Annotated in this window: 24 protein-coding genes and 1 tRNA gene; 20 read left to right on the top strand and 5 right to left on the bottom strand. The window is 63.3% G+C overall.

The window, feature by feature from the left end:
- Window positions 1-86 precede the first annotated feature (86 nt).
- A complete protein-coding gene (locus H8S61_RS08725; RefSeq protein ID WP_186938714.1) occupies window positions 87-1,982 on the top strand; it encodes a flavocytochrome c in 1,896 nt (631 codons plus the stop codon).
- A gap of 98 nt (window positions 1,983-2,080) precedes the next feature.
- On the opposite strand, the gene H8S61_RS08730 is transcribed toward H8S61_RS08725, so the two are convergent.
- Both H8S61_RS08730 and H8S61_RS08735 read right to left on the bottom strand, forming a co-directional pair.
- Window positions 2,081-2,269, bottom strand: a complete 189-nt coding sequence (locus H8S61_RS08730) for a phenylalanyl-tRNA synthetase subunit alpha (protein ID WP_154332987.1) — start codon at window positions 2,267-2,269, stop codon at window positions 2,081-2,083.
- 53 nt (window positions 2,270-2,322) lie between these two features.
- Window positions 2,323-3,237, bottom strand: coding sequence for a LysR family transcriptional regulator (locus tag H8S61_RS08735; protein WP_160941266.1), 915 nt, complete (start codon window positions 3,235-3,237; stop codon window positions 2,323-2,325).
- Window positions 3,238-3,534: 297 nt separating this feature from the next.
- Here H8S61_RS08735 and H8S61_RS08740 point away from each other — a divergent pair, with 297 nt between their 5' ends.
- The 7 genes from H8S61_RS08740 to H8S61_RS08770 all read left to right on the top strand — a co-directional run bounded on the left by H8S61_RS08740 (window position 3,535) and on the right by H8S61_RS08770 (window position 9,307).
- Entirely contained in the window at window positions 3,535-4,782 is a 1,248-nt protein-coding gene (locus H8S61_RS08740) for a radical SAM/SPASM domain-containing protein (RefSeq protein ID WP_186938715.1), read from the top strand.
- Between the two features lie 206 nt (window positions 4,783-4,988).
- Window positions 4,989-5,513 carry a hypothetical protein gene (locus tag H8S61_RS08745; RefSeq protein ID WP_186938716.1) on the top strand — a complete coding sequence of 175 codons (525 nt, stop codon included), beginning with the start codon at window positions 4,989-4,991 and terminating at the stop codon, window positions 5,511-5,513.
- A 9-nt stretch (window positions 5,514-5,522) separates the two neighbouring features.
- Window positions 5,523-5,771: a helix-turn-helix domain-containing protein gene (locus H8S61_RS08750; RefSeq protein WP_186938717.1), complete on the top strand. Its 249-nt coding sequence runs from the start codon at window positions 5,523-5,525 to the stop codon at window positions 5,769-5,771.
- Between the two features lie 101 nt (window positions 5,772-5,872).
- Window positions 5,873-5,948: transfer RNA gene (locus H8S61_RS08755), tRNA-Ala, on the top strand.
- Between the two features lie 187 nt (window positions 5,949-6,135).
- The gene (locus tag H8S61_RS08760; protein WP_186938718.1) at window positions 6,136-7,095 is read left to right on the top strand and encodes a helix-turn-helix transcriptional regulator; all 960 of its coding nucleotides are present in this window, start codon (window positions 6,136-6,138) and stop codon (window positions 7,093-7,095) included.
- Between the two features lie 101 nt (window positions 7,096-7,196).
- Window positions 7,197-7,982: an ABC transporter ATP-binding protein gene (locus H8S61_RS08765; protein WP_255466535.1), complete on the top strand. Its 786-nt coding sequence runs from the start codon at window positions 7,197-7,199 to the stop codon at window positions 7,980-7,982.
- Window positions 7,979-9,307 carry an FtsX-like permease family protein gene (locus tag H8S61_RS08770; RefSeq protein WP_186938719.1) on the top strand — a complete coding sequence of 443 codons (1,329 nt, stop codon included), beginning with the start codon at window positions 7,979-7,981 and terminating at the stop codon, window positions 9,305-9,307. Before H8S61_RS08765 ends, H8S61_RS08770 begins: the two co-directional genes overlap by 4 nt.
- A 61-nt stretch (window positions 9,308-9,368) precedes the next feature.
- Here the strand turns inward: H8S61_RS08770 and H8S61_RS08775 are convergent, their stop codons facing one another.
- A complete protein-coding gene (locus H8S61_RS08775) occupies window positions 9,369-10,955 on the bottom strand; it encodes an MDR family MFS transporter (protein ID WP_186938720.1) in 1,587 nt (528 codons plus the stop codon).
- Between the two features lie 169 nt (window positions 10,956-11,124).
- Between H8S61_RS08775 and H8S61_RS08780 the strand changes: the two genes are divergently transcribed.
- From H8S61_RS08780 to H8S61_RS08825, 10 genes are all read left to right on the top strand, one after another.
- Window positions 11,125-11,532: a GtrA family protein gene (locus H8S61_RS08780; protein WP_218958871.1), complete on the top strand. Its 408-nt coding sequence runs from the start codon at window positions 11,125-11,127 to the stop codon at window positions 11,530-11,532.
- Window positions 11,533-11,778: 246 nt separating this feature from the next.
- Window positions 11,779-13,107, top strand: a complete 1,329-nt coding sequence (locus H8S61_RS08785; RefSeq protein WP_186938721.1) for an ammonia-forming cytochrome c nitrite reductase subunit c552 — start codon at window positions 11,779-11,781, stop codon at window positions 13,105-13,107.
- 303 nt (window positions 13,108-13,410) lie between these two features.
- On the top strand, window positions 13,411-14,109 hold the full coding sequence (gene cgr1 / locus H8S61_RS08790) for a cytochrome c-type protein Cgr1 (protein WP_160941256.1): 699 nt from the start codon (window positions 13,411-13,413) through the stop codon (window positions 14,107-14,109).
- Between the two features lie 255 nt (window positions 14,110-14,364).
- The gene (locus tag H8S61_RS08795; RefSeq protein ID WP_186938722.1) at window positions 14,365-15,030 is read left to right on the top strand and encodes a cytochrome c maturation protein CcmE domain-containing protein; all 666 of its coding nucleotides are present in this window, start codon (window positions 14,365-14,367) and stop codon (window positions 15,028-15,030) included.
- Window positions 15,031-15,084: 54 nt separating this feature from the next.
- Entirely contained in the window at window positions 15,085-17,328 is a 2,244-nt protein-coding gene (locus tag H8S61_RS08800) for a heme lyase CcmF/NrfE family subunit (protein ID WP_244977574.1), read from the top strand.
- 18 nt (window positions 17,329-17,346) lie between these two features.
- Window positions 17,347-18,060 (top strand): ABC transporter ATP-binding protein, encoded by a 714-nt coding sequence (locus H8S61_RS08805; protein WP_436231603.1) that lies wholly within the window; start codon window positions 17,347-17,349, stop codon window positions 18,058-18,060.
- Window positions 18,061-18,777 carry a heme exporter protein CcmB gene (locus H8S61_RS08810; protein ID WP_160941253.1) on the top strand — a complete coding sequence of 239 codons (717 nt, stop codon included), beginning with the start codon at window positions 18,061-18,063 and terminating at the stop codon, window positions 18,775-18,777.
- 15 nt (window positions 18,778-18,792) lie between these two features.
- Window positions 18,793-19,563: a cytochrome c biogenesis protein gene (locus H8S61_RS08815; RefSeq protein ID WP_160941252.1), complete on the top strand. Its 771-nt coding sequence runs from the start codon at window positions 18,793-18,795 to the stop codon at window positions 19,561-19,563.
- 51 nt (window positions 19,564-19,614) lie between these two features.
- Window positions 19,615-19,803: a hypothetical protein gene (locus tag H8S61_RS08820; RefSeq protein WP_160941251.1), complete on the top strand. Its 189-nt coding sequence runs from the start codon at window positions 19,615-19,617 to the stop codon at window positions 19,801-19,803.
- Window positions 19,804-19,904: 101 nt separating this feature from the next.
- Window positions 19,905-20,717 (top strand): UTP--glucose-1-phosphate uridylyltransferase, encoded by an 813-nt coding sequence (locus H8S61_RS08825; protein WP_186938723.1) that lies wholly within the window; start codon window positions 19,905-19,907, stop codon window positions 20,715-20,717.
- 31 nt (window positions 20,718-20,748) lie between these two features.
- Here H8S61_RS08825 and H8S61_RS08830 read toward each other — a convergent pair whose 3' ends face one another.
- Window positions 20,749-21,771: a LysR family transcriptional regulator gene (locus H8S61_RS08830; RefSeq protein WP_186938724.1), complete on the bottom strand. Its 1,023-nt coding sequence runs from the start codon at window positions 21,769-21,771 to the stop codon at window positions 20,749-20,751.
- A 216-nt stretch (window positions 21,772-21,987) separates the two neighbouring features.
- Here H8S61_RS08830 and H8S61_RS08835 point away from each other — a divergent pair, with 216 nt between their 5' ends.
- Window positions 21,988-23,538: a flavocytochrome c gene (locus H8S61_RS08835; protein ID WP_186938725.1), complete on the top strand. Its 1,551-nt coding sequence runs from the start codon at window positions 21,988-21,990 to the stop codon at window positions 23,536-23,538.
- Between the two features lie 405 nt (window positions 23,539-23,943).
- Here H8S61_RS08835 and H8S61_RS08840 read toward each other — a convergent pair whose 3' ends face one another.
- Window positions 23,944-24,600 carry a hypothetical protein gene (locus tag H8S61_RS08840; RefSeq protein WP_186938726.1) on the bottom strand — a complete coding sequence of 219 codons (657 nt, stop codon included), beginning with the start codon at window positions 24,598-24,600 and terminating at the stop codon, window positions 23,944-23,946.
- A 322-nt stretch (window positions 24,601-24,922) separates the two neighbouring features.
- Here H8S61_RS08840 and H8S61_RS08845 point away from each other — a divergent pair, with 322 nt between their 5' ends.
- Window positions 24,923-26,500 carry a phytoene desaturase family protein gene (locus tag H8S61_RS08845; protein ID WP_186938727.1) on the top strand — a complete coding sequence of 526 codons (1,578 nt, stop codon included), beginning with the start codon at window positions 24,923-24,925 and terminating at the stop codon, window positions 26,498-26,500.
- Window positions 26,501-26,542: the final 42 nt, after the last annotated feature.

The following is a 26,542-nucleotide window of genomic DNA, read 5'->3' on the forward strand; positions in this document are numbered from 1 at the left end:
CCGCCAGCCGATTGCGATTCGGCGGACGGCCCGGCAAGGGGCCGCGCCGAACAGGTGAGGGAACAGAATCGAACCAAGGAGGAGCCATGATCCAGAATCCGAACGAAATCGCCGCCCGTGCCCGCATGGAGGAAGCCATGAGCCGCATCGAGGCGAACGTGCGCACGCGCTTCCAACTGAACCGCCGCCAGTTCATCTGCGGCAGCGCCGCCACCATGGCGCTGGCCATGCTCGGCCTCGCCGGCTGCTCGCCGAAGGCCGACGCGAACGGCGGCGCCGGCGCGCAGGCCTACCGGGCCGGCACGTACGAGGCCAGCGCCGAGGGCCGCAACGGCGCCATCAACGTGAAGGTCACGTTCACCGACGACGCCATGGACGCCATCGACGTCGAGCACGAGGAAAGCCGCAACATCGGCGACGCCGCCATCAACATCCTCAAGGACAAGTACCTCCAGTCCCAAAGCCTCAACTTCGACACCGTCACGGGCGCGTCGCTGTCGTCCATGGCCTTCGCCACGGCCGTGGCCGAGTGCGTCGACCAGGCGGGCGGCGACGTGAAGGCTCTCAAGAAAGCCGACACGGGGCTCGAGCCTGCGCCCGCCATCGACGAGGACTGCGACGTCTGCATCGTCGGTTCCGGCGGCGCGGCGTTCGCGGCGGCCGTCACCGCGGCCGAGGCCGGCAAGACGGTGGTCATGCTCGAGAAGATGGACATCTACGGCGGCAACACGAACGCCGGCGAGGGCACGCTCAACGCGCCCGACCCCGAGCGTCAGGAGCCCCTCGGCATCGAGGACTCGGCCGATTTCTTCTACCAGCAAACGTTCGAGGGCGGCGACGAGCTGGGCGACCCCGCGCTCGTGCGCATCCTCGCCGACAACGCGCTCGACGCCGTGCACTGGATGGAAGATCACGGCCTCGTGTACGAGAAGGAGCCGTTCACGGCCATCGGCGGCCTGTGGCAGCGCGGTCACGCTGTCGAGGTGGAGAACAAGGGCGACCAGGGCGGCAGCTACTACGTGTCGTGCCTGAAGGACTGTGCCGACAAGAGCGGCAAGGTCACGCTGTACACCGATGCGAAGGTGGAGCAGCTCACGGAGGAGGGCGGCGAAGTGACGGGCGTCACCGGCACGCGCCCCTCGAGCGGCGCGACGGTCACCGTGCGCGCGAAGTCGGTGGTGCTGGCGACGGGCGGCTATTCCCGCAACGCCGAGCTGGCCATGGAGTACGACAAGCGCGTGACGAAGGACATGCCCTCGTCCAACGTGTGCTCGTCCACGGGCGACGGCCTGGGCCTCGGCGAAGGCGTGGGCGCCGGCCTGCGCAACATGGAGCTCGTGCAGATCCACCCTCTGGGCGATCCGCAGAACGGCGGCGTGGCCACGTTCGTGGGCAACTGGCTGGGCGTGGAGGACTACGTCATGGTCAACGACGACGGCAAGCGCTTCATCCGCGAGGACGAGCGCCGCGACACCATCGCCGACGCCATCCTCGAGCAGCCGAACGACGAGATGTGGCTGCTCGTCGACTCCACCGACATCGCGTCCGACCGTGCCGACCAGATCGCCGAGCTCGTGGAGAAGGGCCACAGCTTCAAGGCCGACGACATCAAGGATCTCGCGAACCAGATCGGCGTGCCGGCCGATGCCCTGGCCGAGACCGTGGACGGCTACAACGTCTGCGTGCGCGCCGGCGCCGACACGCAGATCGCGCCCGGCAAGGAGCTGCTCGGCACCGAGCTGTCCGACCCGGCGTACTACGCCTCGAAGCGCATCCCCACGATCCACTACACGATGGGCGGTCTGTGCATCACCACCGACGCGCAGGTGTGCACCGAAGCCGGCGAGCCCATCCCCAACCTGTTCGCGGCGGGCGAGGTGACGGGCGGCGTGCAGGGCGGCAACCGTCTGGGCGGCAACTCGTTCACCGACCTCATCGTGTTCGGCCGCATCGCCGGCGCCTCGGCGGTGGCGAACGCGTAGCGAGCGTAACCGACGACGGTCGGCCCGCGTTTCCCGTTTCGTTCTCAATCAGGAAGGCCGGCGCCCGTTCGGGGGCGTCGGCCTTCCTCCGTTCGATGCTACTTTCCCGATGCGGCGCGCGAGAGCCTCAGCCGAGCCATCTCGGACTGCTCCGCCACGGCATGGAGCGCCTCGTCGCGGATGTAGACGACGTCGTCGCTGGTGGAAGCCCCGCATATGAGGGAGCTGAGAGCCTTGGAGATATCGATGAGGCGTTTGTTCAATTCACGATCCGCGGGAGTGTTCATCAACGTCATCCCTTTCAAGTCCGATGGTTCGCTCGTGTTCTCGTTTCTTGCGTTCACCGTAGGTCGCGGCGTATGCGCGCTGCGGTTGCAAGGAGGTATCGTTCAAGGTGCGGCAGCACCGGGTTCTCGGCGGCGTCCGCGTAGGCGAGGCATAGCGGGACGGTCATCTGGTCCTCCGCGTGCAGAGGCCGCACGACGGCCGAGGGGTACAGCGTGCCGAGGCCGACGTCGGGCGCCACGAACAGGGCGCCGCGCTCGTTTTCGAGGAAATGCCGGTTGCGGTCCACGAACGGCTCGAGGGGGACGAAGTGCGGCTCCACGTTCCGCGCGCGCAGGTGGTCGGCGATGAAGTTGCGGCAGTAGCGCAGGTCTTCCGGCGCGGCGAGGGGCGTTCCCTCGAGGTCGGCGATGCGGATGGACGTCGCGGCGGCCAGCGGATGGCTCTCCGTCACGGCCACGTGCAGCGGGAACGCCAGCAGCTTGACGCACGAGAGGCCCGGCTTGCCGGTGCGTCCCACGATGACGGCGGCGTCCACCACGCCCTCTTCGAGCGCGCCGAGGCAGGCGCCGCTGGAGTGGTAGGTCGTGGAAAGCTCGATACGCGGATGCGCTTTCGCGAACGCCGCGAAGTTGTGGGCGTGAATGACGTTGCCGCGGCAGGGCGAGCACGCCACGGCCAGCGAGATGCGGCCCTCGTCGGCTTCGACGCGCTCCTGATGGCGCGCAAGCGTTTCCAGGTCCAGCAGGCACGACAACGCTTCCGATGCGCGTGCTGCGAACATGCGGCCGAAGTCGGTCGGCTTCACGCTGCGCCCCGATTTCTCGCACAGGTGCACGTGCAGCTCCCGCTCCAAGTCGCCTACCGATTTCGAGACGGCCTGGGGCGTGACGAACAGCTCCTTCGCAGCCATGGAGAAGCTTCCGTATTGCACGGTGGTCACGAAATATTCCAATTGGCTGATATTCATGACTGCGGCTCTTTCGGCGAAGGATCGTGGTTGTGCAGTAATCGTCACGACAGACAATTTATCATAAAACGTTAAATCTGTGGTGACGGCTTCGACGTTTTACGCCGACTGAATGCCCAGATCGACCGCTAATACGCGAAATGTAACGGCCACATTACATGATGGGGTGCTGTGGTATTTGAAAAGCCCCCTAGCAGCGAGGTTTGATTGAATGATAGTATTCCTTGGTGTACGGGGGAGGAACGGCCCCTACCATGCATGTCCGGGGGCGGCGCGATCACACGACGAGGAGCTGGTATGAGATTCACCGAAGAGGTAGTTCTGTTCGACTTCGCGGGAATCCCGATGGTGGGCTGCCTCGATACGGGCTACGCGATCGGCCTGACCGAGCAGGGTGGCGCGGTTTGCGCGCGCATGCTTGAGGAGGACGTTCCCGAGGACGAGGTGGTCGCGGTGGATCCTGCGCTGCTCGAGCACCTGACGCGCGGCGGCTTCTTCCAGCGCGTCATGGCCGAGCCGCGCGCGGTTTCGGCGTACCTGCACGTCACGCAGCGCTGCAACCTCACGTGCGCGGGCTGCTACTCGCTCGACGAGCACCGCAACCGCTTGGCCGACGCGCCCCTGTCCGACATGAAGCGCGCGGTGGAAGGGCTTGCCGCCGCCGGATTGTCGCAGCTGATCATCTCGGGCGGCGAGCCGTTCCTGCGCGACGACCTCCCCGACATCGTGGAGCATGCGAAGCGCGCCTGCGGCATCGGCTCGGTCACCGTGCTGTCGAACGGCACGCGTATGACCGAGGAGGCACTTGAGCGCCTGGCGCCGAACGTCGACTGCGTGTCGGTGTCGTTCGACGGCTGCTCGGCCGCCGCGCCGGCGTACATTCGCAGCGAGCAGCGCTTCGACGAGCTGGTGGAAGCCGTGCGCATGGTGCAGCGCGCCGGCATCCCCGCGCATATCATCCCCACGGTGCATGCGAAGAACGTGGACGATCTGGCTTCCTACGTGCAGCTTTCCCGCGATTTGGGCGCATCGCTCAACTTCAGCCTGCTCACGTGCGAGCCGAACGACGAGGTGCTGGGCGGCCTGCTGCCCGGCGAGTCCGAGCTGCGCATGCTCGGTCGCGCGCTGCTGACGCTCGACAACGGCAAGCCCCTTCCCGCGATGGACGCGCCCGTGGGCGTGAACCTCACGGTGAAGCGCAACTGCGGTGCCGGCTGCAAGTCGCTCAGCGTGGACGCCGACGGCACCGTCTACCCGTGCCACATGCTGCATCGCCCCGAGCTCGCCATGGGCAACGCGTTCGCGGGCTCTGTGCTCGATGCGCTGCAAACCGACGTGTCCCGCATGTTCCAGGCGCTCGACGCCGCGCGGTTCGAGGACTGCGGAACGTGCCGTTACCTGCGAATCTGCGGGGGAGGCTGCCGAGCCCGCTCGCTGTTCGAATCAGGCACCCTGGAGGCGAAAGACTCCTACTGCCTGATGACCCAGGAATTCTACGACGTCCTGGGAAAAGCCATGTCCGAATCCCTAAAGCAAAGGAGGTGAAAGAATGCTGTTCTATAGCGAAGCGGAAACGTACTCTATCTGCTATCCTATCGGCATAAATGGTTCTTGTTTTGCGGTAGGATTCTAGACAAACTGAGACTTTGTCTCTGTGCTCAGCAAAGACCTCTTTCATTAGCTAATGAAAGAGGTCTTTGCGATACTATGGTTTTGACTAGTAAAGCGCTTGCTAAGAGATGGAGATGTGAATGCTTGATGCGGATGCAGAAGAGACAGGACGCTTGCTCGTAAAAACTCAAAAGATATGTCGATTAATAAGATTTGCAATGATTGTCGTCTTTGTATTCCTCTGTGTTTGGTGGTTCGTGTCTTCTTGTGTGATGGCGTATACGCTACTAAATCCGGAACTGTTTGATAATCCTGTGACGGGTTTATCTTTGGCTATATACGCTGTTTCGGGCGTGGCGATGGCCATAGTTTGCGTAACCCTGATCAAGATTTTTCAAGAGGCATCAAAGGGACGATCTCCCTTTACGATGCTGCAAGTGGGTAGATTGAGGCTTGTGGCGGCAGCCTTATTGGGTTATGCGCTATTAGAGTTTGTGATGACTTGCACGGCATCGCTAACCCAACAGGGTTGGATGGGGTCATCTTTGAACGGGGCACCTACCTTAAATCTTTTCCCGATTGTCGCGGCAGGCGTCGTATTCGCTTTCTCTTTCGTATTCAAATACGGCGTTCTCCTGCAAGAATTCTCGGACGATACGCTGTAGGTGGGCTCGATGCCAATCGTTCTTCATCTCGACGAGGTCATGGCGGATAGGCATATCTCGTTGAATGACCTTGCCGACAAAGTGGGGATCACCAACGTAAATCTCTCTCGTATTAAAACCGGCAAAATCAGAGCCGTCCGCTTCAGCACGCTCGACATGCTGTGCGAAGTGCTCAAATGCCAGCCGGGGGACATCCTCAAGCACGTCTCCGCCGCCGAGGCCGACGCCATGTTTCTCGACGACGAAGGCGAGCTGTAAGTCCCGTTCGTGTGCATTTTTCAAATCGGGAGCAATTGCCATTTGACAAACGGTCGCAATACAGGCAAAATATTGCCTCGCGCGAAAGCGTATTACTCCGTGGGGATGTAGCTCAGCTGGGAGAGCACCACGTTCGCAACGTGGGGGTCGAGGGTTCGAATCCCTTCATCTCCACCACGGAAACTTGATCGGGGAGGCCAACGGCCTCCCCGATTTTTTGTGTTGGGGTATACTACGCTCTGACCTGCGATTCGATACCGAAAGTTGTCACGCGATCTGCGAAAAAGAAGCCGGAAGTTGGTTGAGCGAGCGCCGGGGCGCCCGCACTATAGGGGCATCGATCGCACAAACGAAGGATGGACCCATGAGCTTTCGCGACAACATGCAACACCTGCGCGCCACGCGCAACATGACGCAGGAGCAGCTTGCCATGCTGCTGGGCGTCAGCCGCCAATCGGTGTCGAAATGGGAGGCCGAGCGCGCGTACCCGGAAATGGACAAGCTGCTGCGCATGTGCGCCCTGTTCGAATGCACGCTCGACGAGCTGGTGTGCGGCGACCTGACCGCGCGCCCGGCCGCCGAGGCCTCCAGCGTGCCAGCGGGGAAGCCGCAGGACGTGACCGGCTACGACCAGGCTATGCGCACGTTCGCGTGGAAGCTCCCGCTCGGCATCGCCGTCATCATCCTGGGCGCCGCGCTGGCGCTGTTGCTGTCCGATCCCGCGCTCATGCCGACGCTTGAGGTGCGCAACTTCGCAACCGCGCTCGTGTTCGTCGGCGCGGCCGCCGGACTCGCGCTCATCCTTCCCGCGTCGTTCGAGCGCAGCGCGTTCCGCAAGGCGCACCCCTTCGTCGACGACTTCTACACGGCCGACCAGAAAATCCAAGCTCGAACGACCCTTTCGACGGGGCTCGTGGCGGGTATCGCCGTAGTCTTGGCGGGGATGGCTGCGACCATCGTGCTGCAAGCGGACGTGTGGCTCGCAAGCGCGGTGTTCTTCATGTGCGCTGCGGTCGGCGTGTTCGTCATCGTGCGCAGCTGCCTGCTGGGATCGCGCTGCAACCTCGCGCGCTACAACCGCAGGTCGCTCGGCGGCATGAGCGAGGAGCAGATCGAGGCCATGGGCGACGACGACCTCGCCGAGCGCGCCCGCCGTGCCAGGCGCGAGAGCGGCACCTACGCGGCCGTCATGTGCGTGGCGACGGCGGTCGGCCTCGTGCTGGCGTTCACGCCCGCGGCAGCCTTCTTCTTGCTGGCGTGGCCCGTCGGCGGCATCGTATGCGCCGCGATCAAGGCGTTCCGTTCCGCGCGGAGCAGCCGCTAAGGCGTCTCGCGCGCCATTTCAAACCGCTCGTTCATATGGTTCAACGCAAGGCGAAGGCTCCTTCGCCCCGGTCAATGATGCCAAAATCCAAAGGAGAGCGCATGGGCACTGAGAGAGAACGCATGGGCACGGCAGGAGAGCGTACGCGTGCCACCGTCGTCGCACACGAGGTGAAGAAATCGTTCAGTGCGGGGAGGGGGCGCAAGCGGCGGGTCGTCGACGTGCTGCGCGGCGTCAGCCTGCGCGTTGAACCCGGCGAGATGGTCAGCATCGTGGGGCCCAGCGGCTCGGGGAAGTCGACGCTGCTGTACTGCCTGTCGGGGCTGGAATCGGCCGACGCCGGCTCCATCGAGGTGATGGGCCGACAGGTCGTGCGCGCAAGCCGCACGGCGCTGTTCAAGACGCGCCGCGACCACGTGGGCTTCATCTTCCAGTCGTACAACCTCATCCCCTCGCTGAGCGCGGGGGAGAACGTGTCGCTGCCCGCGCGCCTGGCGGGCCGTCCGCTCTCTGCAGACCGGACGCGCGCGGTGCTCGAAAGCGTCGGCCTGGGCGGTCGGGAGAAGAGCCGCCCCGGCGACCTGTCGGGCGGCGAGCAGCAGCGCGTGGCCATCGCCCGCGCGCTCGCGGGCGGCGCGGACGTGATCTTCGCCGACGAGCCCACCGGCGCGCTGGACTCGCGCAACGGCCGCGAGGTGCTGGGCATGCTGCGCGGCATCGCCGACGACCCGCAGCGCTCGGTGGTGATGGTGACCCACGACCTGGAAGCCGCGTCGCTGGCCGACCGCGTCCTCGTGTTGAAGGACGGTCGGGTGGTCGCGGAATTGGGGCGCTCGAGCGCGGCCCAGATATTCAATGCGTTGGAGGAGAAGGGGGAACGGGCATGATGCGGCTCGTGTTCTCGGACTTGCGCGACCACGCCGTCACGTGGCTCGGCGCGTTCTTCGTGGCGGTAGGCTGCGGCTACATCGGCGGCTGGGCGGCGTCGATCGAGGCGACGGCGACCGCCTATCGGAACCTCCAGAATGTCAGCTCGGTGGTGATCGCGTTCTCGGTGGTCGCCGCCGTGATCGTGCTCGCGTCGGCCGCGAACCTGACCGTGTCGGTGCAGCGGCGCTCCTACGCCTTGTGGCAGCTGGCGAACGTGAAGCCGCGGCTGGTGAGCGCGGTGGTGCTCGTCCAGCTGGCCGTGGTGTCGATGGTGGGCGCCGCGTGCGGCACGCTGCTCGCAGCGGTCACGTTCGTGCCGCTGTTCCCGCTCGTGTTCGGCGCGCGCGGCGAATATGCGCAGGTGGTTCCCGAAGTGGGCGCGACGATGATGCCCGCCGTCTGGCTCGTGGTGACCGGCGTGTTCCTGCTCGGAGGGTTGAAGGGCGCCCGCAGCGCGGGCACCACGCCGCCGCTCACCGTGCTGCGCGAGCCGGAACCCAAGCGCGCGGGCATGACGTGGTTGCGTGCGCTGCTGTTCGCCGCGCTTGCCGTCTGCACCGGATGGGTCGTCTCGATCATGGTGGGATCCACCCCCGACGTGGTCGTGAACTACTCGCTCTACGTGCCCATCCTCATGGTGGCGACGGTGGCGCCCCTCGCGCCCCTCGTGTTCTCGGCCGTGCTGAGGGCGTGGACGGCGCTCGTGCCGCAAGCGCGCTGGAACGCCTGGTATCTCGCGCGGCACACCGCGCGCTACGGGTTGAGCACCAGCACCTCGGTCGAGACGCCCGTCATGGTGGGCTTCGGCTTGGTTGCGGGCATCTATTCCAGCGTCAGCGTGTGGGCCGCATGGGCGCGGCTCCAAGGCGACGCCGATTTCAACGGCATCGACTTCACCACGGCTCTCCTCATGTTCGGCGGCCCCATCCTCCTGTGCGCCATCGGCGCAGCGGTGAGCGTGGTCATGACGTCGCGCTCGCGCACCCGCGACGTCGCCCTGCTCATCGCGAGCGGGGCGCGCCCCCAGACGATGCTGGGGGCGGCTGTCTGCGAGGCGCTCATCCACGCGGTCACCGCCACGCTTGTGGGCGCGGCGGCCGTGGTCGCGTCCAACGCAACCATCGCGTACGCGGTGGGGTTGCCCCTGTTCGCGAACCTCGCGTTCGGCGAGGGGCTTGTCGTCTCGCTCGCGGGCTTCGTCCTCGTCCTGACAGCGACGCTCGTTCCCACCTGCGCCGCCCTCAACAAGGAGCCCGCTGCGGTTCTCACGCTGCAGGAGTAGCCGCGCGCCCCGCGCCACGCCACGAGTCCCGCCGCGCCCCGCACCGCGCGACCCGTCCCCGCTAGAGCCCCGCCGCCTCGCGCGCCTGCTCTTTCGCGAGCGGCTTCTCCTTCAGGAGCAGCATGAGCACCGTCCCGATGATCGCCAGCGGCACCATGGCCACGAACATGGGAACCAGCGCGTCGGTGTACGCGCCGCCGATGGCGCGCTGCAGCTCGCCCGGCAGCATATGCACGATGCCCGGCGTGATGGAGTTCGCCTCGACGCCCAGCGCCTCGAGGCCGCCGAAGCTCGCCAGCTTCTCGGAGAGCGTGCTGGCCAGCCCCCTCGTGAAGATGGCGCCCGCCACCGAGGCGCCCAGCGTGGTGCCCACTTCGCGGAAGAAGTTGGTGGCGGCGGTGACCGTGCCCACCTCCGAGGCGGGGAACTCGTTCTGCACGATCAGCACGAGGATCTCGAAGCTTAGCCCCATGCCGAAGCCGAGGACCACGAGGAACCCTCCGACGATCAGCACCACCGACGTGTCCTGCGTGATGGTGGTCATCGCCACGAGGCCGGCGATGACCAGCGCGAAGCTCACGATCATGAGCTTCTTGTAGCGGCCGTTCCTGCTCACCAGGAAGCCGGATACCAGCGACGACACGAGGTAGACCACGCTCATCGGGATCTCCATGTAGCCCGCGGTGGTGGCGTTCATGCCGTGCACGATCTGGAAGAACGTCGGCAGGTAGGTCATGGAGGCCATGAGCGCGAACATGACGAACAGGCCGGCGAGGGTGGACAGCACGAACGTGCGGTTCTTGAAGATGGACAGGGGCATGAGCGGGGTCTTCGCGCGGCGCTCGGCTAGCACGAACAGCGCGGAGAACGCCGCCACTCCTATAAACAGCCCGATGATCTGGGGAGACTCCCAGTCGTAGCGCACGCCGCCCCACGAGGTTGCCAGCACGAGCGCCACCACGGCGGCCGTGATGAACACGGTGCCCCACACGTCGAACGACGCCAGCGACTCCTTATGCTGCGGTTTGGGGAGGAAGCGGACGGCCGCGATGGCCGCCACGAGCGCGAGGGGCACGTTGATCCAGAACGCCCAGTGCCAGCTCAGGTGATCGGTGAACAGCCCGCCCAGCAACGGCCCCACCAGCATGGGCAGCACGAAGGCCACGCCCATGACGCCCATGTACTTGCCGCGGTCACGCGCGGGGACCACGTCGGCGATGATGGCCTGCGCCAAGATCATCAGCCCGCCGCCTCCCAGTCCTTGGATGCCGCGTCCCGCGATGAGCATCCCCATGTTCGACGCCAGCGCGCATACCACCGACCCGACGGTGAACAGCGCAAGCGCGAAGATGAACAGCCCCTTGCGCCCGACGAGGTCGCCCACCTTGCCGTAGACGGGCATCACGACGGTGGCCGTCAGCACGTAGGCCGTCGTCACCCACAGCATCTGGTTCACGCCGCCCAAATCGCCCACGATGGTGGGCAGGGCGGTGGACACGATGGTCTGGTCGAGCGCTGCCGCCACCATGGCGATGACGAGGCCGACGAACACCGCCAGCACCGAGCGCTTCGGCAGGTGCGTGTAGTGCTTTCCGTGATGATGGTCGGTCGCCGCCTGCGCGTCCAACGCGTTGTCCTTGCTTTCCATGCGGCCACTCCTTTCTCGATGGTAGTCCGAAATCAGACTAATTAGTCCGGTTTCGGACTATATCAGAAGGAGCGGACCGGCGGATGCATCGGCTCGGCTTTCACAAAAGGCACACGCGCGCAGGTGCGCGGGCGGGTTCTCGTTTGCTACACTGCGTTCCATGGACCCGATGGACGCACAGGCTTCTTCCGACGCGGCTCCCGCGAAGCGGGGACGGACGCTCGCCATGATGGCGAAGTACGTCGGCGTCTCGGCAAGCCAGACGGTGGTGGAGCTGGCGGTGTTCGCGTTGCTGGGGCTGGTGCTCGACCGGCAGATCGCCAACGCGGCGGCCATTGCGTGCTCGGCCACCTATCAATTCCTCATGAACCGCTCCGTCACGTTCAAATCGTCCAGCAGCATGGGGCGCAGCGTCGCGCTGTTCGTGCTGCTGTGGCTGTGGAACCTGGCGTTCAGCAGCTTCGTGCTGGCCCATGCGCCGGCGCTCGGCGTGGACCCGCTGCTTGCGAAGCTCGGGTGCATGGCGTGCCAAGGCGTGTGGGGCTGGCTGCTTTCCCGCTACGTCATCTTCCGATAAGGCGTGCGGCAAGGCCGGCGAGGACGGATCGCGCTTTTTCACCGCGTTTCAAAAAATCGTTGACCATAAAACTTCACATTGAGCCTGATCGCGGCGCTTTACCATTCTGACCTGCGAATAGTTAGATAGGGTTTTTCCCTAGGAGGTTGGTGGGAATCCCCCAAGAACGTTGATCCTCGCACATTTCGTTAAGAAAGGTTGTATATTTTGTGGAGGAGAGATCGTCAGTCGAAGGGAGGAGAATGTATGGCTAAGACTAAGAGGAACAAACTTGCCGTCTGGACCGCCTCCGTGTGCGCGTTTGGTATGGTCATGGGGTTGGTCGCATGCGCGCCCCAGGCAACTACAGACGACAAGACGGACCAGAAGGCAGACGAGAACAAAACGGTTCAGGTGGAAACGCCTGAGGCGGACAAGTTCGGCGTTGTCGTTGCCGAGTCGTGGAAGGACGCATATCCGGATCAGTACGCATCGTACCTGGAGAACGAGTCCAATTCGCCCGATTCCGGCAAGCACAACTACCTGGAGCTGTACCCGGCTCTGAACACCATGTACAAGGGCTACGCGTTCGCGCTGGGCTACGACGAGGCGTCGAGCCACCTGTACACGCTGCAGAGCGTGAAGGAAACCCCGCGTACCACGAAGAAGGAACAGCTCGCCGGTTGCATCACCTGCAAGACCCCGCAGTTCACGAAGATGGTCGAGGACGAGGGCGAGGGTGTGTACAAGGAGAAGTTCAACGACCTGATCGATGAGTTCGACGAGCCGATCAGCTGCTACAACTGCCACGAGAACGACCCGCAGACGCTCAACGTGACGGGTTCGTACTTCGTGGATTCGCTCGGCAAGGATGCCGGCGAGGGCAGCAAGGCCCCGATGAACGCTCAGGTGTGCGGCCAGTGCCACAACGAGTATTACTTCGATGGCGAGACGAAGGCCACGTCGAACCCCTACACGGGCCTCGACCAGATGACCCCGGACGCCATCCTTGCGTACTACGACGATATGAACTTCAAGGACTGGAACCACGCTGACACGTTCGCTCCGATGATCAAGGTTCAGCACCCCGAGTTCGAGACCATGTACGGCGGCGACCAGTCGCCGATGGCCAAGGCCGGCTACGGCTGCGCCGACTGCCACATGGCTCCGGCCGAGGGCGAGAACGGCGAGTACACGTCCCACAACTGGACGAGCCCGCTCGAGAACAAGCAGCTCATCGAGAACGACTGCAGCAAGTGCCATGACGACCTGGAGAAGAAGGTCAAGGACATCCAGGCCAGCGAAGAAGAGCGCGTGACCTCGATCAGCGAGAAGATCGAAGACATGACCGGCAAGATCGCCGAGAAGTACGCCGACGAGATCGCCGCCATGAAGGCTGCCAGCGAGGCCAAGACCGACATCCCCGCTGCGTCCGAGGAGCTTGCCAAGCTGCAGACGCTCCAGCGCAACGCTCAGTTCTACTGGGATTTCGTGATGGTTGAAAACAGCGAGGGAGCGCATAACTCCAAGCTGACCGACGAGACGCTCGACAAGGCCGAGGCCGCTGTCGACGAAGCTCTGACGATGCTCGCATAGCCGACAACGACGTTCTCTCCAACGTCTTTCGAGGGATGGGGAAAGGAAGCCTGGCTTCCTTTCCCCATCTTGGGAGTTTCGACCCCTTTGCTTGAAAAATCTGCCGAAAAGGGCTTTATCACACGAAAAACGGGGGCAATCCGGGCTAATTCCCCCCAAATGGGTGATAGGTTTTTTGTCGGTTGACCGGTAGTATGCTTGTGGTAAAGTGCTTGTGTTTCCGTTTGGCACCGAAATCGATGCCAACTTGTAACGGAGACGACGGAAATACAAGACGAGAAAATCGAAAGGGGGTTAGAGAGCATGAGCGAAGAGGAAACCAAAGTGGAAGCCGCCACTGAGGCACCTGCGACTGAAGGCTCTACGACCGAGGAAGCCGCTCCCAAGAAAAAGGGAAAGAAGTGGCCCATCGTCGTGGGTGTTGTCGTGGTTGTCTTGATTGCAGCCGGTGCCGGCTTCTGGGTTTGGCACGAGCAGCCGAGCTTCTGCGCCGCCATCTGCCACACGCCGATGGACGAGTACCTTGAAACGTACGAGCAGGAAGCGGGCACGACGGGCGTCGACAAGTGGGGCAACGAAGTGAGCAACACGAACGCGATGCTGGCCGTTTCGCACAAGACTCAGGGCAAGGACTGCATGTCTTGCCATGTGCCTACGCTGAGCGAGCAGATGTCCGAGGGCTTGAACTGGGTTACCGGCAACTACGTGTATCCGCTTGAAGAGCGCGACACGGAGATGCTGACCGAGGCGCGCGGTCTTGACAGCGACGAGTTCTGCCTGAACGAGAGCTGCCACAACCTGACGCGCGACGACCTGATCAAGGCCACGAGCGACATGGAGTTCAATCCGCACCAGGCGCAGCACGGCGAGATCGAGTGCAGCGAGTGCCACAAGGCGCACCGCGCTTCCGTGATGTACTGCACGCAGTGCCACAGCGAAGCCGAAGTGCCGGAGGGCTGGCTGACCGTTGCCGAGGCCAACAAGCTTTCGACGGCGGCGTAAGCCACCAAGCACCACCGCTCGTTCGCGAGCAGAGAACTGAATAAGCAAGAGGGAGCCCGCCGAAGCGCAATCGTACGCTTGGACGGGCTCCTTTTGTCAAAGGTCCGAAGAACGAAATGGTGGCTGCACAGCTCCCGCATCGAGGCGCATCGAGCGCCGCGCATGGTGAATCTTTGAATTCCGTGCCATTGCGCTCCTCGGAACTTTGAGGTACGTGAAAATGACGGTTGGAGAGAGACAAATAAGGAGGCGAGCGTGAACGCGAAAACGAAGCGCCGCATGGTTGTGGTGACCGGGGTCATCGTCATCGTGCTGGTGGTCATTTTGGCCGTCGTGGGCGGGGCGAGTTCCGCGAAGACCGTGTCGGTGGCGGAGGCTGCAACGGGGAACTACGCGGACCAGAAAATCCAAGTGAGCGGCAACGTCGTCGAGAACTCGTTCGTGACCGAGGACAACGTGCTGACGTTCGACATTTACGATCCGAACGGGGACGCATCCCAGCAGCTTCACGTGCGCTTCGAGGGTGGCGTTTCCGCCACGTTCGGCAACGACGTGACGGCGATCTGCACGGGCAAGATCGGCCAGGACGGCGTGCTCAACGCCAGCGAGCTGGTGACGAAGTGCCCGTCCAAGTACGAAAACGCTACGGACGCGCTCACGGTCTCCCAGTTGACGGGTTACGGTGACGAGGTCGTCGACAAGCCGGTGAAGGTGTCCGGCACGGTGAAGGAAGGCACGCTGAAGGCAGCGGGCGAGGGCGATCGCTTCGTGCTCGTCGATCCTGAAAACGGCGAAGAGCTTCCCGTGGAGTTCGACGACGCGATCTCGGACGAGGTGAAGGACGGCTCGTCGCTCGTCCTGACCGGCTCCTTGAACGCGCAGGGCAAGTTCACCGCGACCGAAGTGGCCCTCGAGGGCTAAGTCGCTCCCCATGAAATGAGGGGCGGCTTCCCGCCGCCCCCGAAAGGATAGTACATGCCAACAATAGGTTTGATCGGACTGCTCGTCGCGTTCGCCGGCGTAGCGGTATCCGTCGTGTGCCTGATTGCGGGGGCGATCCTGTCCCGCAAGAAGCCCGGCGGCGTGGGGGAAACGCTGACGTGGGGCGGCCATGTCGCCGTGCTCCTGTCCATGGCGGCCCTCACCGTATGCTGCGCCATCCTGGTGTACTGCTTCTTCTCGGGCGATATGAGCATCGAGTACGTGCTGCGCTACCACAGCGACTCCTCGAGCGACCTCGCCTGGCTCTACAAGCTGTCGGGCCTGTGGGCCGGCCGCGAAGGCTCGCTGCTGTTCTGGGCGTGGCTCATCTCGCTGTTCAACTCCGTGGTTGCCGTGCGCAACATGAAGTCGGGCCGCAAGCTTGATTCCATGGCCCTGCTCGTGTCGCAGCTCGTCATGGCCGCGTTCGTGGGCGTGCTGCTGTTCTCCGAGAGCAACATGCCGTTCACGGCCACGCCGGCCAAGTACTTCGACGGCTCGGGCAACCTGACGAGCGCCGCGTCGGTGCTCGGCATGAACACGCTGCTCGAGCACTGGGCCATGGCCATCCACCCGCCCACCCTGTTCGTGGGTTACGCGGGCCTCACCATTCCGTTCGCGTACGCCATCGCCGCCATCATCGTGAACGACTCCTCCAAGGAGTGGGTCGTGCGCTCGCAGCGCTACACGCTGTTCTCCTGGTTCTTCCTGGGCGTGGGCATCGGTCTGGGCGCCATCTGGGCGTACGTCGTGCTCGGCTGGGGCGGCTACTGGGGTTGGGACCCCGTCGAGAACGCCAGCTTGCTGTCGTGGATCGTCGGCGTGGCGCTCATCCACAGCTTCACCGTGTACCGCCAGCGCGGCGCCTTCAAGCGCTGGTCGGTGATGTGCGCGTGCCTGACGTTCGCGTTCGTCATCGTGGGCACGTTCATCTCGCGCTCGGGCCTCGTGCAGTCGGTGCACGCCTTCGAGGGCGACCCGGTGTCGCTCGCGCTGTTCGGCGTGCTCATCGGCGCCTCCATCCTGGCCGGCATCGTGGGCCTCGTCGTGCGGTGGAAGAGCTTCGGCCCGGCCGGCTCCGGTGCCGACGACGTGGAGAACATGCTATCGAAGGATGCCGCCTACTACTTCAACAACGTCATCATGGTCGTGTTCGCCGTCCTGCTGACGTACATGACCATCTCCTCGGCGCTGCCCTCGCAGCTGCCGTTCGGCGGCCAGTCGGTGTCGGCCGGCACGTACAACGCCATCGCGCGCCCGCTCGGCGTGATCTACCTGGCCATCCTCGCCGTGTGCCCGCTGCTTTCGTGGGGCCGCACCGAGGGCAAGCAGTTCTGGAAGCGCGCCCGCATCCCGGCCGTCTGCGCCGTCGTGCTGTTCGCCGTGCTCATGTTCTACTTCGTCACCTACCTGCTGCCCAGCTACAACGCCATCCTGGCGGCGGGCGGCACCGAGGCCGACGGCCTCCTGGAGCAGGGCCCGTCGTGGTACTACAACGGCGTGGCCGTGGTGGGCCTGTTGGTGGCCAGCCTGCTGTTCTTCAACTCGCTGTTCATGCTGGGCCGCGCCATCCGCGGGTACCAGAAGGGCCACGGCGGCAACGTGCTGGCGTCCGCCTGGGGCATGTTGGTGAACCGCGCGTCCACGTTCGGCGGCTTCGTCGCCCACCTGGGCATGGCCGTGATCCTCGTGGGCCTCATCGGCTCGTCCATGTACGTGACCGAGAAGACGGGGTACGTGAAGTACGACGAGGAGACCGACTCGGCTCCCGAATCGTTCGTCATCCAGGACTTCGAGCTGCGCTACACCGGCAACGTCATCGACCCGCAGCCGAACGACGACGACATCCTGTACACGGTGAACTTCGACGTGTACAAGGACGGCGAGTTCGTCGGCGCGGTGAGCCCCACCGTGCAGTTCGTCCAGTCCACGCAGCAGCAGAAGCTCGTGGCCAGCGTCATCTCGTTCCCGACCGAGGACCTGTTCGTGGTGTACCGCGGCGTGAACTCCGACGGCGACTTCTCGATGGACGTGCGCGTGAACCCGCTGATCTCGCAGGTGTGGATCGGCTTCGGCCTGCTGATGGCGGGCGTGCTCATCGCCACCGTCGGCCGACGCGGCGCGAAGCGCAAGCTGGCTGACGGCACGGAGGCGCCGAAGGGCGTCGACGCCGACGCCGTGGTGGTCGAGGTGGCCGAGAAGACCGAGAAGCTCGAACCCGCGAAAGACGAGGCGTAACCCGTCATGGAGGCCGTGGTGGAACCCGCGATCAAGACCAAGAAGCTCTCGAAGGTGTTCGGCAACCGCCGGGCCGTCGACAACGTGTCGATCGAGGTGCCGCAGGGCGCGTTCCTGTCCATCTTCGGGCCGAACGGCGCGGGCAAGACGACGCTGCTGCGCGTGCTGTCCACGCTGTCGCGGGCCACGTCGGGGGAAGCCCTGCTCATGGGCGTGGACCTGAAGGAAGATCCCGACAAGGCGCGCGACCACATCGGCCTCATCTCGCATAACTCGATGCTCTACCCCGACCTGACGGCAGAGCAGAACCTGTTGATCTACGCGCGCCTCTACGGGGTGGAGAATCCCGAGGCGCGCGTCCTCGAGCTGCTGGAGGCGGTGGAGCTCAAGCATCGCCGCCTCGACGTGGTACGCACGTTCTCGCGCGGCATGACGCAGCGCCTGTCCATCGCTCGCGCGCTCATCCACGATCCCGGCGTCGTGTTCCTGGACGAGCCGTACTCGGGCCTCGACCCGCACGCGGTGGAGATATTCGACGGCCTCATCGAGCAGCAGCGCGAAGACCGCACGTTCGTCATGGTGAGCCACGACCTGCAGAAGGGCTTCGCCATGTGCACGCACGCACTCGTGCTGGCGAAGGGCAAGGTGGTGGCGTTCGACGAGAAGGGCGCGTTCGACTTCGACGAGTTCGCGGCCCTGTACCGTTCGACGGTTGGCATGGGGGTGGCGTAAATGGCGGTCACGCTGAAGAAGCCCTCGACGTTCCAGCAGTACAAGACGCTGCTGCGCAAGGACCTGGAGCAGGAGTTCCGCACGAAGGAGATGCTCACGTCCATGGGCATCTACGCGCTGCTCGTGATCATCGTGTACGGCGCGGCGCTCGCGCAGACCTCGCAGACCACCGACGTGCTGCAGATGAGCGGCGGCCTCCTGTGGGCGCTCATCGTGTTCACGTCGCTGCTGGGGCTCAACCGCTCGTTCGCGCACGAGAAGGAGCAGGGCTGCCTCGAGGGCATCCTGCTCGTGCCGATGGACCGCTCGGTCGTCTTCCTGGCGAAGGCGACGTCGAACTTGCTGTTCCTGCTGGTGGTGGAAGTGATCGCCGTGCCGCTGTTCTACTTCTTCTTCCTGACCACCACCACGCCCTCGGAGAGCTTCTGGCTGCTCGTGGTGCCCCTGCTCATCGGCACCATCGGCGTGGCGGGCATCGGCACGTTGCTGTCCACCATCACCATCAACACGCGCGGCAAGGACGTCATGCTGGCCGTGCTGTTCATCCCGCTCATATTCCCGCTGCTGTACGCCTGCGTGTCTGCGACGACCGCGGCCATCGTGGGTGCGGAGGGGTATGCGGACGTGATGCTGACGTCGTTGGCGCTGGCCGGCGGCTACGACGTGATCATGATCCTCGTATCGTGGGTCCTGTATGATTTTGTGATTAGCGCTTGAGAGAAAAGGAGCGGTATGACTGAGGAAACGAAAAAGGCGCTCAAGCTTCCGGAGGCGGGCCAATGGCCCGACCGGATCGCGCCGGCGGTGCTCATTGCGGGCGCCGTGCTGTCGACGATCGGCTTCTTGCTGGCGTTCCTTTGGGCATCGCCCGTCAACGGCGCCGCGGTGAACGGCGTCGAGATGATCGGCGGCCAGATGGTGACCAACGTGCTGCTGTTGTCGCAGAAGATCTTCTACTTCCACATGCCGGTTGCCATCACGTCGTTCGTGGCGCTTGCGTTCGCGGGCTACTACGCCGTGCGCTTCCTCATGACGAAGAACCGCCGATTCGACACCTGCTCGAAGATCGCGATGGAGATAGCGCTGCTGTTCGTTGCGTGCACCATGATCACGGGCGATCTGTGGACGCGGTTCGAGTGGGGCGTGTGGTGGACCTGGGATCCGCGTCTGACGACGTACCTCATCCTCATGCTCATCATCATCGCGTACTTCATCCTGCGCAACGCCATCGACGAGCCCGAGCGGCGCGCGACGTACGGGGCGGTGCTCAGCATCATCGCCCTCATCGACGTGCCGATCTGCTTCATGGTGACGCGCCTCATCCCCTCGAGCATCCATCCGGTGGTCGTGCGCGAGGGCGGCATGTCGGGCGATATGGGCATCACGCTCATGTTTTGCCTCGCCGGCATCCTCATGGTCGGGTACGCGCTGTACCGCTTCCGCTTCCGCCAGGTTCGCCTGACCGAACGCGTCGAAGCGCTGAAGGAGCAGTTGGAAGATTAAGGGTTCCGCCGCGGGCAACGCGGTTGAGCATGCGAAGGAAGGTTGATTGATATGAATTCGGTTCTCGCTGAGATATACAGCACCATCGTCCCGTCGATGCCGTTCGTCATCGGGGCGTATGCGCTCATGTGGGTGGCTATCCTGGTGTACGTGCTGATCATCATGCTGAGCTACAAAAAGGCCGAGGCGCAGATGACGGTTCTGGAAGAGGCCGTCGCGGAGCTGCAGGCGAAGCAGTAGCATGGCGACGGGCTTTTCGCTCGTGCTACAATAGCTGAACGCAATGAACGAGGCGCCGCTTTTGCGGCGCTTCGCGTACGTTATCGAGAAAGGTTCGTCGTATGAAGGCTCTCATTCCCGCTGCCGGCCTCGGCACGCGCTTCCTGCCCGCCACGAAAGCGCAGCCGAAGGAAATGCTGCTCGTGGTGGATCGTCCGGCCATCCAGTACGTGGTGGAGGAGGGCCTCGCGTCGGACGCCGACGAGGTGGTCATCATCAACAGCCGCGAGAAGAAGGCCATCGAGGATCACTTCACGCCGAACCCAGAGCTCGTGGAGCTGCTGCGGGCGCGCGGGAAGGACTCGTACGCCGACGCGGTGGAGCGCGTGGGCAACTACAACGTGAGTTACGTGTACCAGGACGAGGCGCTGGGCCTGGGGCATGCGGTGCGCTGCGCGCACGAGAAGACGGGCGACGAGCCGTTTTACGTGCTGCTGGGCGACGTGCTGGTGCCTGACAACAAGATGCTGCCGCGCATGCAGGAGGTATCCGACGCGCACGGCGGCGCCAGCGTCATCGCGGTCATGCCGGTGCCGGACGACCAGGTGAGCCGCTTCGGCGTCATCGCCGGTGCGGCCGTGTCCGACGACGTGTGGAAGGTGGACGCGCTGGTGGAGAAGCCTGCGCTCGAGGATGCGCCCTCGAACCTGGCCGTGTTCGGCCGCTACCTGCTGAGCGCGCGCGTGATGGAGCTGCTGGCCGACGTGGAGCCCGGCGTGGGCGGCGAGATCCAGCTGACCGACGCGCTCGACGCCGTGCTGCGCGAGGAGGAGATGTACGCGCTCGTCATCGACCCCGCCGACGGCTTCGACACCGGCACCGTGGAAAGCTGGCTCGAAACGAACAACGTGCTGTTCGCCCGCAAGAACGGGTAGAGAAGCCCCAGCGGCGTGCGAGGAAGCGCGCTCATGCCTCTGCCGGTTGCGGATGCTTTGCCGTGCGATAGAGGCTGACGACCATGGCAACGAACTGCTCCTCCAATTCGAGGAGCTTCTTGCCTTTTTGCCAGAATATCGAGAGGGGCATTGCTATCTGATTGTCGTCGGCGTCGAGGATGGGCAGGATCCGAGTATGGTCGCTTCGCGTCGTCCTCGTCGCGTGCTGGTAGGGGCGTACCGTGTACAGGTTGCGCCCTTTGATGAAATCGATATCGTTGACCGTGCGGATTTGAAGGGGCGATAGCTTCAACTCGAGCTTTTCCTTCCGAGCCTGTTCGGTGAAGAAGCTGTTGAACGCGTTGTCTTCAGGGAACAGCATGAGATGGCCGGAAGCGAGCTCCTTGATGCTGGCGGCTTTCTTGTGCGCGAACGCCGCGTCCGATCGGGGGAGCACCGCCGCCAGGGGGAAACGATGGAGCACCATGCTGTCGAATTCGTCGAGCGCGGCTCCGTCCAGTACGCTGATCCCGAAACCCACCTCGCCCGAGGCAACCGATTCGATGATGGAATTGCCGCGCATCTCGAGGAATACCGGGGCGGCGTCGCTGTGCGCGTCGGAGAATGCGAGCAGGTCGTTCCAATCGATGGTGCCCCCGTTTTCCTTGAGGCACAGCGAGTGGACCCCGACGTTCAACGGCACGGCGTTCTCCCGCTGGTACCGCGCCGCCATGTTTTGCAGCCTATCGAGCGATTCGAGGACGGTCTTCGCTTCCTCGTAGAACAGAGCGCCGAACGCGGTAAGCTCGATGCCGTTGGGTCCGCGATCGAAAAGAGATGCGCCAATGCTGTGCTCGAGTATCTGCACCCCTTTCGAGATCGCCTGGGGAGAGACGAACGACCTCTTCGCGGCCGACGAGAAGCTGCCCGACGACGCGGCGGCGACGAAGTACTCAAGCTGCCTCATGTCGAGTTTGAGCATATGGTTCAAGCTGTCCTGCATAATCGAGCATCTCCCCTTCTCGATACGCGCTCTCCGCTTTCCGTCGATCATACCAGATTCCCCATGCGGCAGGGTGCATAGGCGTCGGCCTGCCTGAGGGGCTCCTACGATGTACGTGTGCTGGGAGGGGGTGGTTCCGAAATGGTTGGGCTGCCCAACTTCTCATTGCTTCACGGGCGGGTTCGCCGGATTGTATGCTCGAAGCGCAGTAATCCAAAAGGATCGTCGGGGGGCCGACATCCAGACGCTTGTGAAAGGGGAACTATCATGGCGGAATCGGTGGGAAGGCGGGAATTCCTTAAAAAGGCCGGGCTCGCAAGTGCTGCTTTGGTGGGTGGATCCATGCTTGCAGGATGCGCGAGCGGCGCGTCGGGGTCGTCGGAAGCCGCAGCCGAGGATCTTTCGGCTTCCGCGGTCAAATGGGATCGGGAGACCGATGTTCTCGTTGTCGGCTCGGGGTTTGCCGGCTTGGCTGCGGCCATCGAGGCCATCGAGGCGGGCAGCAACGTCGTCCTCATCGACAAGATGCCCGTATACGGCGGTAACTCGGCGCTCAACGGGGGAGACATGGCGGCGGTGGGCACGCCGCTTCAAAAGGAGGCCGGCGTTGAGGACAGCACCGACCTCATGGTGGCCGATATGCTCAAGGCTGGTAAGAAGTACAACCATGTCGATCGGGTGAAAACGGTGGTCGAGAACTCCGCGGCTGCGGTGGAATGGTGCACCACGTTGGGCGTCGAGTTCACGAAGCTGAATTTCCATGGCGGCCATTCGGTCCCCCGTACCAACACGACCTCGAACGCGACGGGGGCCGATATCATCAAGGCCCAAGTCGCCAAGCTTGAAGAGCTTGGATCCGAAGTCGAACTCAAGACGAAGCTCGAAAGGCTGATCGAGGACGAGAACGGGCGCATCGTGGGAGCCGAGGTGCGAGAGCATTATACCCTCGGAAAGGAAGACGGCGGCGACATAGCCTATATCAAGGCGAACAAGGGCGTCGTGCTCGCTTCCGGCGGCTTCTCCAACGACGTGAAGATGAGGACGATTCACGAACCTCGCCTCACCGAAGAGCTGAGCTCCACCAACCATGAGGGAGCGACGGGCGAGGCGCTTCGAGAGGCGCTGAAGCACAAGGCCATGGACGTGCATATGGATTGGATTCAGCTTGGCCCTTGGACGAGTCCCGACGAGCCGGGATTCGGCTTTTGCCCGCAGTTCTGCGAGCGTCTGGTAGGATGGGGCCTCATGATCGATCCCGAGACGGGAAAGCGCTTCGTCAAAGAGACGGGCGATCGCAAAGAGCGTGCCGACAAGATGCTCGAGCTCAACCACGTCACCTTGATTATCGGCGACGCTCCTGCGGCCGAGAAACAAGTGGCACCGCGCATCATGGAGGGCGGCTTGGAGAAAGGCGTCATCCTCGAGTTCCAAACGCTCGAGGAGATAGCCGATGAATTCTCCATCCCCAAAGACGTATTCGTTGCGGAAGTGGATCGCTGGAACGGTTTCGTCAGCGCCGGCGTCGATGACGATTTCGGTTCGCTGTTCCTTGCGGACGCTGCACCCATAGCGACGCCGCCCTTCTATGCCGCCAAGCTCTGGCCCAAGGTTCACCATACCATGGGCGGCCTGATGACCAATCTTCAGGCGCAGGTGACCGATCAGGATTACGAGCCGATCCCCGGCCTGTACGCCGCAGGCGAGATCGCGGGCGGCACGCACGGGGCTGTTCGCTTGGGCAGCTGCGCCATTACCGACTGCGTCGTGTTCGGCCGTATCGCCGGGCAGGAAGTGGCTAAAGAGAACGCCGGAGCGTAGTTCCGTCGATTGCGGGAAGGCGATTCGCCCTCCCGAATTCCCCCACGAAGGGGCCGTGTCTTTCGATGCGGCCCCTTCGTGCGTGCGGGTTCGTCATCCGACCTGCGGCGCTGCACCGAAAGGGGGTTCGTCCGAAAAAAGAGATTGGCCCGGGGAGAGGGGAGCTCCACCGGGCCGCAAGGAGGGGGATGCGGTACCTATTGGGTACCGACTCTGCTTTAAGGGGTAAGCAGATGCAAACTGAAAGGAGGGGAGCCTTTCGCTTGCTGTAGCCATTATAGAAGCTGGAGTTGATCATCGTATGTCGTGCGGATGCATGTTTTATGGATCGGCGACCCCGTAGGTAACGGATGGGTAACCAAGGCGAACATGCGCCCGCCCATCACCCCGCGAAGCGCTTTCCTCTTACGCCGTCAGATGGTCGATCGTGCGCTTGATACAGGTGTGGGCGTAGTTCCAGTAGGGGTCGAGCGCGCTTTGCATGATGTCCTGGTGCGTGTGGCCGAAGTGCCACTGAAGCCGTCCGAAGATGCCCATGACGTGATATTCCGCCAGGAAATTCAAGACGTCGGGCGGGATGACCTTGCTGCCCAGCATGTACCGGATGTCGTCCTTCACCGCCGGAACGTACAGCTGCACCAGGTAGGCGAACAGGTTGTTGTACGAGCGCTTGTCTATGCGGAACATGTTGGCGTAGTAATCGCGATTGTCCACCCAATGATACGAGATGGTCTTGAAGTACGGGCCCTGCGCCAGGAACCGGTCCTCCGTCTCGATCCGCACGTAGAACGGCCAGTCGCTGTAAGGGTCGTGCAGTTCGGGATGGGGCTTGACCAAGGTGCGCCCGGCGAACTCCGTCTCCACGGTACGCTTGAACGACGAGCGGAATATCCAGATGATTAGATCGTCGACGTTCTCGAAATAGTAGTAGAACGTCTTGCGCTCGCAACCCATGGCATTGGTGATGTCCACGACGCTTACGCGACGGTTGGGCGGGGAATCCGTGACCAGGCGCATGAACGTGGCGGCGAACTCGTGCTTCCGGGCATCCTTGACGCTCACTGACCATCACTCCTTGCGAAGGGCGTTTGGTTTTCTGGGAGAGTCGGAAGTGGTTGATTGCCCCATTATAAAAGGGTGCATAAAAAACCTTCCCGAGAACTGTCACCCAGTTCCTCGAATGTGGTTCTTGATACCCTGAAAATCAACCCACTTTGAGCGAACTGGTCATAGTTTCAGCCGATCAGAACCCATTTTCAAAACTGTGGTCATATTTGTTCACATGCACAATTTCATATACTCCAATCACCTCGAGGACGGCGGGTCGCACCCGCCCAAAGGGCGCAGGGCGCGCCCGTATCTTTCATCGAGAAGGAGGAGAGACATGGCTGGAGGAACGTACGATTTCGTGGTGCTCGGAGGCGGCCATAACGGTCTGCTGACCACCGCCTACCTGGCGAAGGCGGGATTCAAGGTGTGCTGTCTGGAAGCCAACGACGAGTTCGGCGGCGGCACGCGTTCGCAGGAGATCGCGCCCGACTACATCGCCGACACGGGCGGCATGGTGCACAACATGATCTCGAAGACGCCCATCGTTCGCGGCGACGAGCTGGGGCTGTTCTCGAAATACGGCTTGGAATACTGCTATCTCGATTCGCTGTTCTGCTCGATTTTCCCGGACGACACGAACCTCGTCATGACGAAGGACATCGACCAGTCGTGTCAGAACATCGCGAAGTTCTCCGAAAAGGATGCCGAGACCTACCTCGAATTCAACCGGTACATGACCAAGATGCTGTCGGTGGCCGGCATCGGCTCCCAGTCCCCGCCGCCTCCGTACGGCGCCATGATGAACGTCATGAGCATGAGCCCCGAGGGACGCGAGTTCCAGCGCGTCCTCAACTCGTCGGCGCAGCAGATCGTCGAGGAGTGGTTCGAAAGCGAGCAGGCGCGCGTCACGTTCACCCGCTGGTGCACCGAGATGATGATCGACCCGCGCGTCATCGGCACCGCGTCGCTGCTGTACTTCACGGCGGGCTTGCACGATCCGGCGAATCCCGGCGCGCCCTTCCCGAAGGGCGGCTGCATCAACTTCGTGAACGCCCTCAAGGCGTGCTGTGAGGACAACGGCGCCGATCTGTTCGAGAACGCGTGGGTCGACGAGATCACCGTGGCCGGAGGCGAGGTCAAGAGCGTGCGCACGAAGAACGGCGATGAGTACCGCGCGGAGAACGCGGTGATCAGCACCATCAACATCAAGGACGTGTTCGACATGCTGGGCGACGACGCTCCGGCCGAGGACGCCCATTACGTCAAGATACTCAAGCACTGTGACTTCATGGCGCTCAACCAGGCCTTCGCCCTGAGCAAGGTGCCCGAGTTCAAGACGGGCCCCGAAGTGAACAAGACGTTCTGCATCGAAGCCGCGCCGTGGGAGCCCGAGTACCTCGAGACGTTCAGCGAATACACGCTGGGCGGGTTCAATCCGAAGCTGCCCCTCATCACCATCCCGTCGCTCACCGACCCCACGCGCTGCCCCGAAGGCCACAGCGTGGTGAACGTGTACAGCTACGCGCCGTGGAACCTCGACGGCGACTGGCACAACTGGGAGACGCGCGGCGACGAGCTGAAGAAGCAGGTGTGGGACTTCTTCAAGAGCATGACGACGAACATCACCGACGACGACATCATCGCCAAATGGGGCCTCACGCCGCTCGAGTACACGGAATGGGACCCTGCGTTCAAGCACGGCGACATCGGCCAGATCGGCATGCAGCCCAGCCAGATGTACGACATGCGGCCCATCGTCGGCAAGGGGCATCTGTATCACGGCGATATCGAGAACCTGTACTTCCTCGGCAGCTCCAGCCATCCCGGCGGCGGTATCGCGGCAGGTGCGCGTGCGGGCGTGCAGAAGGTGCTCGAAGACTACGGCGTGGACTTCCGCGACGTGGTGAAGTAGCCGTTCGGTCGGGGAGGGGCGACGCGCTTCGCCGTCCCTTCC

Origin of the sequence: Eggerthella hominis, assembly GCF_014287365.1 — a bacterium.
GTDB lineage: Bacteria > Actinomycetota > Coriobacteriia > Coriobacteriales > Eggerthellaceae > Eggerthella > Eggerthella guodeyinii.

Coding starts and splice junctions, on each gene's coding strand:
- H8S61_RS08725 (WP_186938714.1), top strand. CDS start 87: ATGATCCAGAATCCGAACGAAATCGCCGCCCGTGCCCGCATGGAGGAA.
- H8S61_RS08730 (WP_154332987.1), bottom strand. CDS start 2,269: ATGAACACTCCCGCGGATCGTGAATTGAACAAACGCCTCATCGATATC.
- H8S61_RS08735 (WP_160941266.1), bottom strand. CDS start 3,237: ATGAATATCAGCCAATTGGAATATTTCGTGACCACCGTGCAATACGGA.
- H8S61_RS08740 (WP_186938715.1), top strand. CDS start 3,535: ATGAGATTCACCGAAGAGGTAGTTCTGTTCGACTTCGCGGGAATCCCG.
- H8S61_RS08745 (WP_186938716.1), top strand. CDS start 4,989: ATGCTTGATGCGGATGCAGAAGAGACAGGACGCTTGCTCGTAAAAACT.
- H8S61_RS08750 (WP_186938717.1), top strand. CDS start 5,523: ATGCCAATCGTTCTTCATCTCGACGAGGTCATGGCGGATAGGCATATC.
- H8S61_RS08760 (WP_186938718.1), top strand. CDS start 6,136: ATGAGCTTTCGCGACAACATGCAACACCTGCGCGCCACGCGCAACATG.
- H8S61_RS08765 (WP_255466535.1), top strand. CDS start 7,197: ATGGGCACTGAGAGAGAACGCATGGGCACGGCAGGAGAGCGTACGCGT.
- H8S61_RS08770 (WP_186938719.1), top strand. CDS start 7,979: ATGATGCGGCTCGTGTTCTCGGACTTGCGCGACCACGCCGTCACGTGG.
- H8S61_RS08775 (WP_186938720.1), bottom strand. CDS start 10,955: ATGGAAAGCAAGGACAACGCGTTGGACGCGCAGGCGGCGACCGACCAT.
- H8S61_RS08780 (WP_218958871.1), top strand. CDS start 11,125: ATGGACGCACAGGCTTCTTCCGACGCGGCTCCCGCGAAGCGGGGACGG.
- H8S61_RS08785 (WP_186938721.1), top strand. CDS start 11,779: ATGGCTAAGACTAAGAGGAACAAACTTGCCGTCTGGACCGCCTCCGTG.
- cgr1 (WP_160941256.1), top strand. CDS start 13,411: ATGAGCGAAGAGGAAACCAAAGTGGAAGCCGCCACTGAGGCACCTGCG.
- H8S61_RS08800 (WP_244977574.1), top strand. CDS start 15,085: ATGCCAACAATAGGTTTGATCGGACTGCTCGTCGCGTTCGCCGGCGTA.
- H8S61_RS08810 (WP_160941253.1), top strand. CDS start 18,061: ATGGCGGTCACGCTGAAGAAGCCCTCGACGTTCCAGCAGTACAAGACG.
- H8S61_RS08815 (WP_160941252.1), top strand. CDS start 18,793: ATGACTGAGGAAACGAAAAAGGCGCTCAAGCTTCCGGAGGCGGGCCAA.
- H8S61_RS08820 (WP_160941251.1), top strand. CDS start 19,615: ATGAATTCGGTTCTCGCTGAGATATACAGCACCATCGTCCCGTCGATG.
- H8S61_RS08825 (WP_186938723.1), top strand. CDS start 19,905: ATGAAGGCTCTCATTCCCGCTGCCGGCCTCGGCACGCGCTTCCTGCCC.
- H8S61_RS08830 (WP_186938724.1), bottom strand. CDS start 21,771: ATGATCGACGGAAAGCGGAGAGCGCGTATCGAGAAGGGGAGATGCTCG.
- H8S61_RS08835 (WP_186938725.1), top strand. CDS start 21,988: ATGGCGGAATCGGTGGGAAGGCGGGAATTCCTTAAAAAGGCCGGGCTC.
- H8S61_RS08845 (WP_186938727.1), top strand. CDS start 24,923: ATGGCTGGAGGAACGTACGATTTCGTGGTGCTCGGAGGCGGCCATAAC.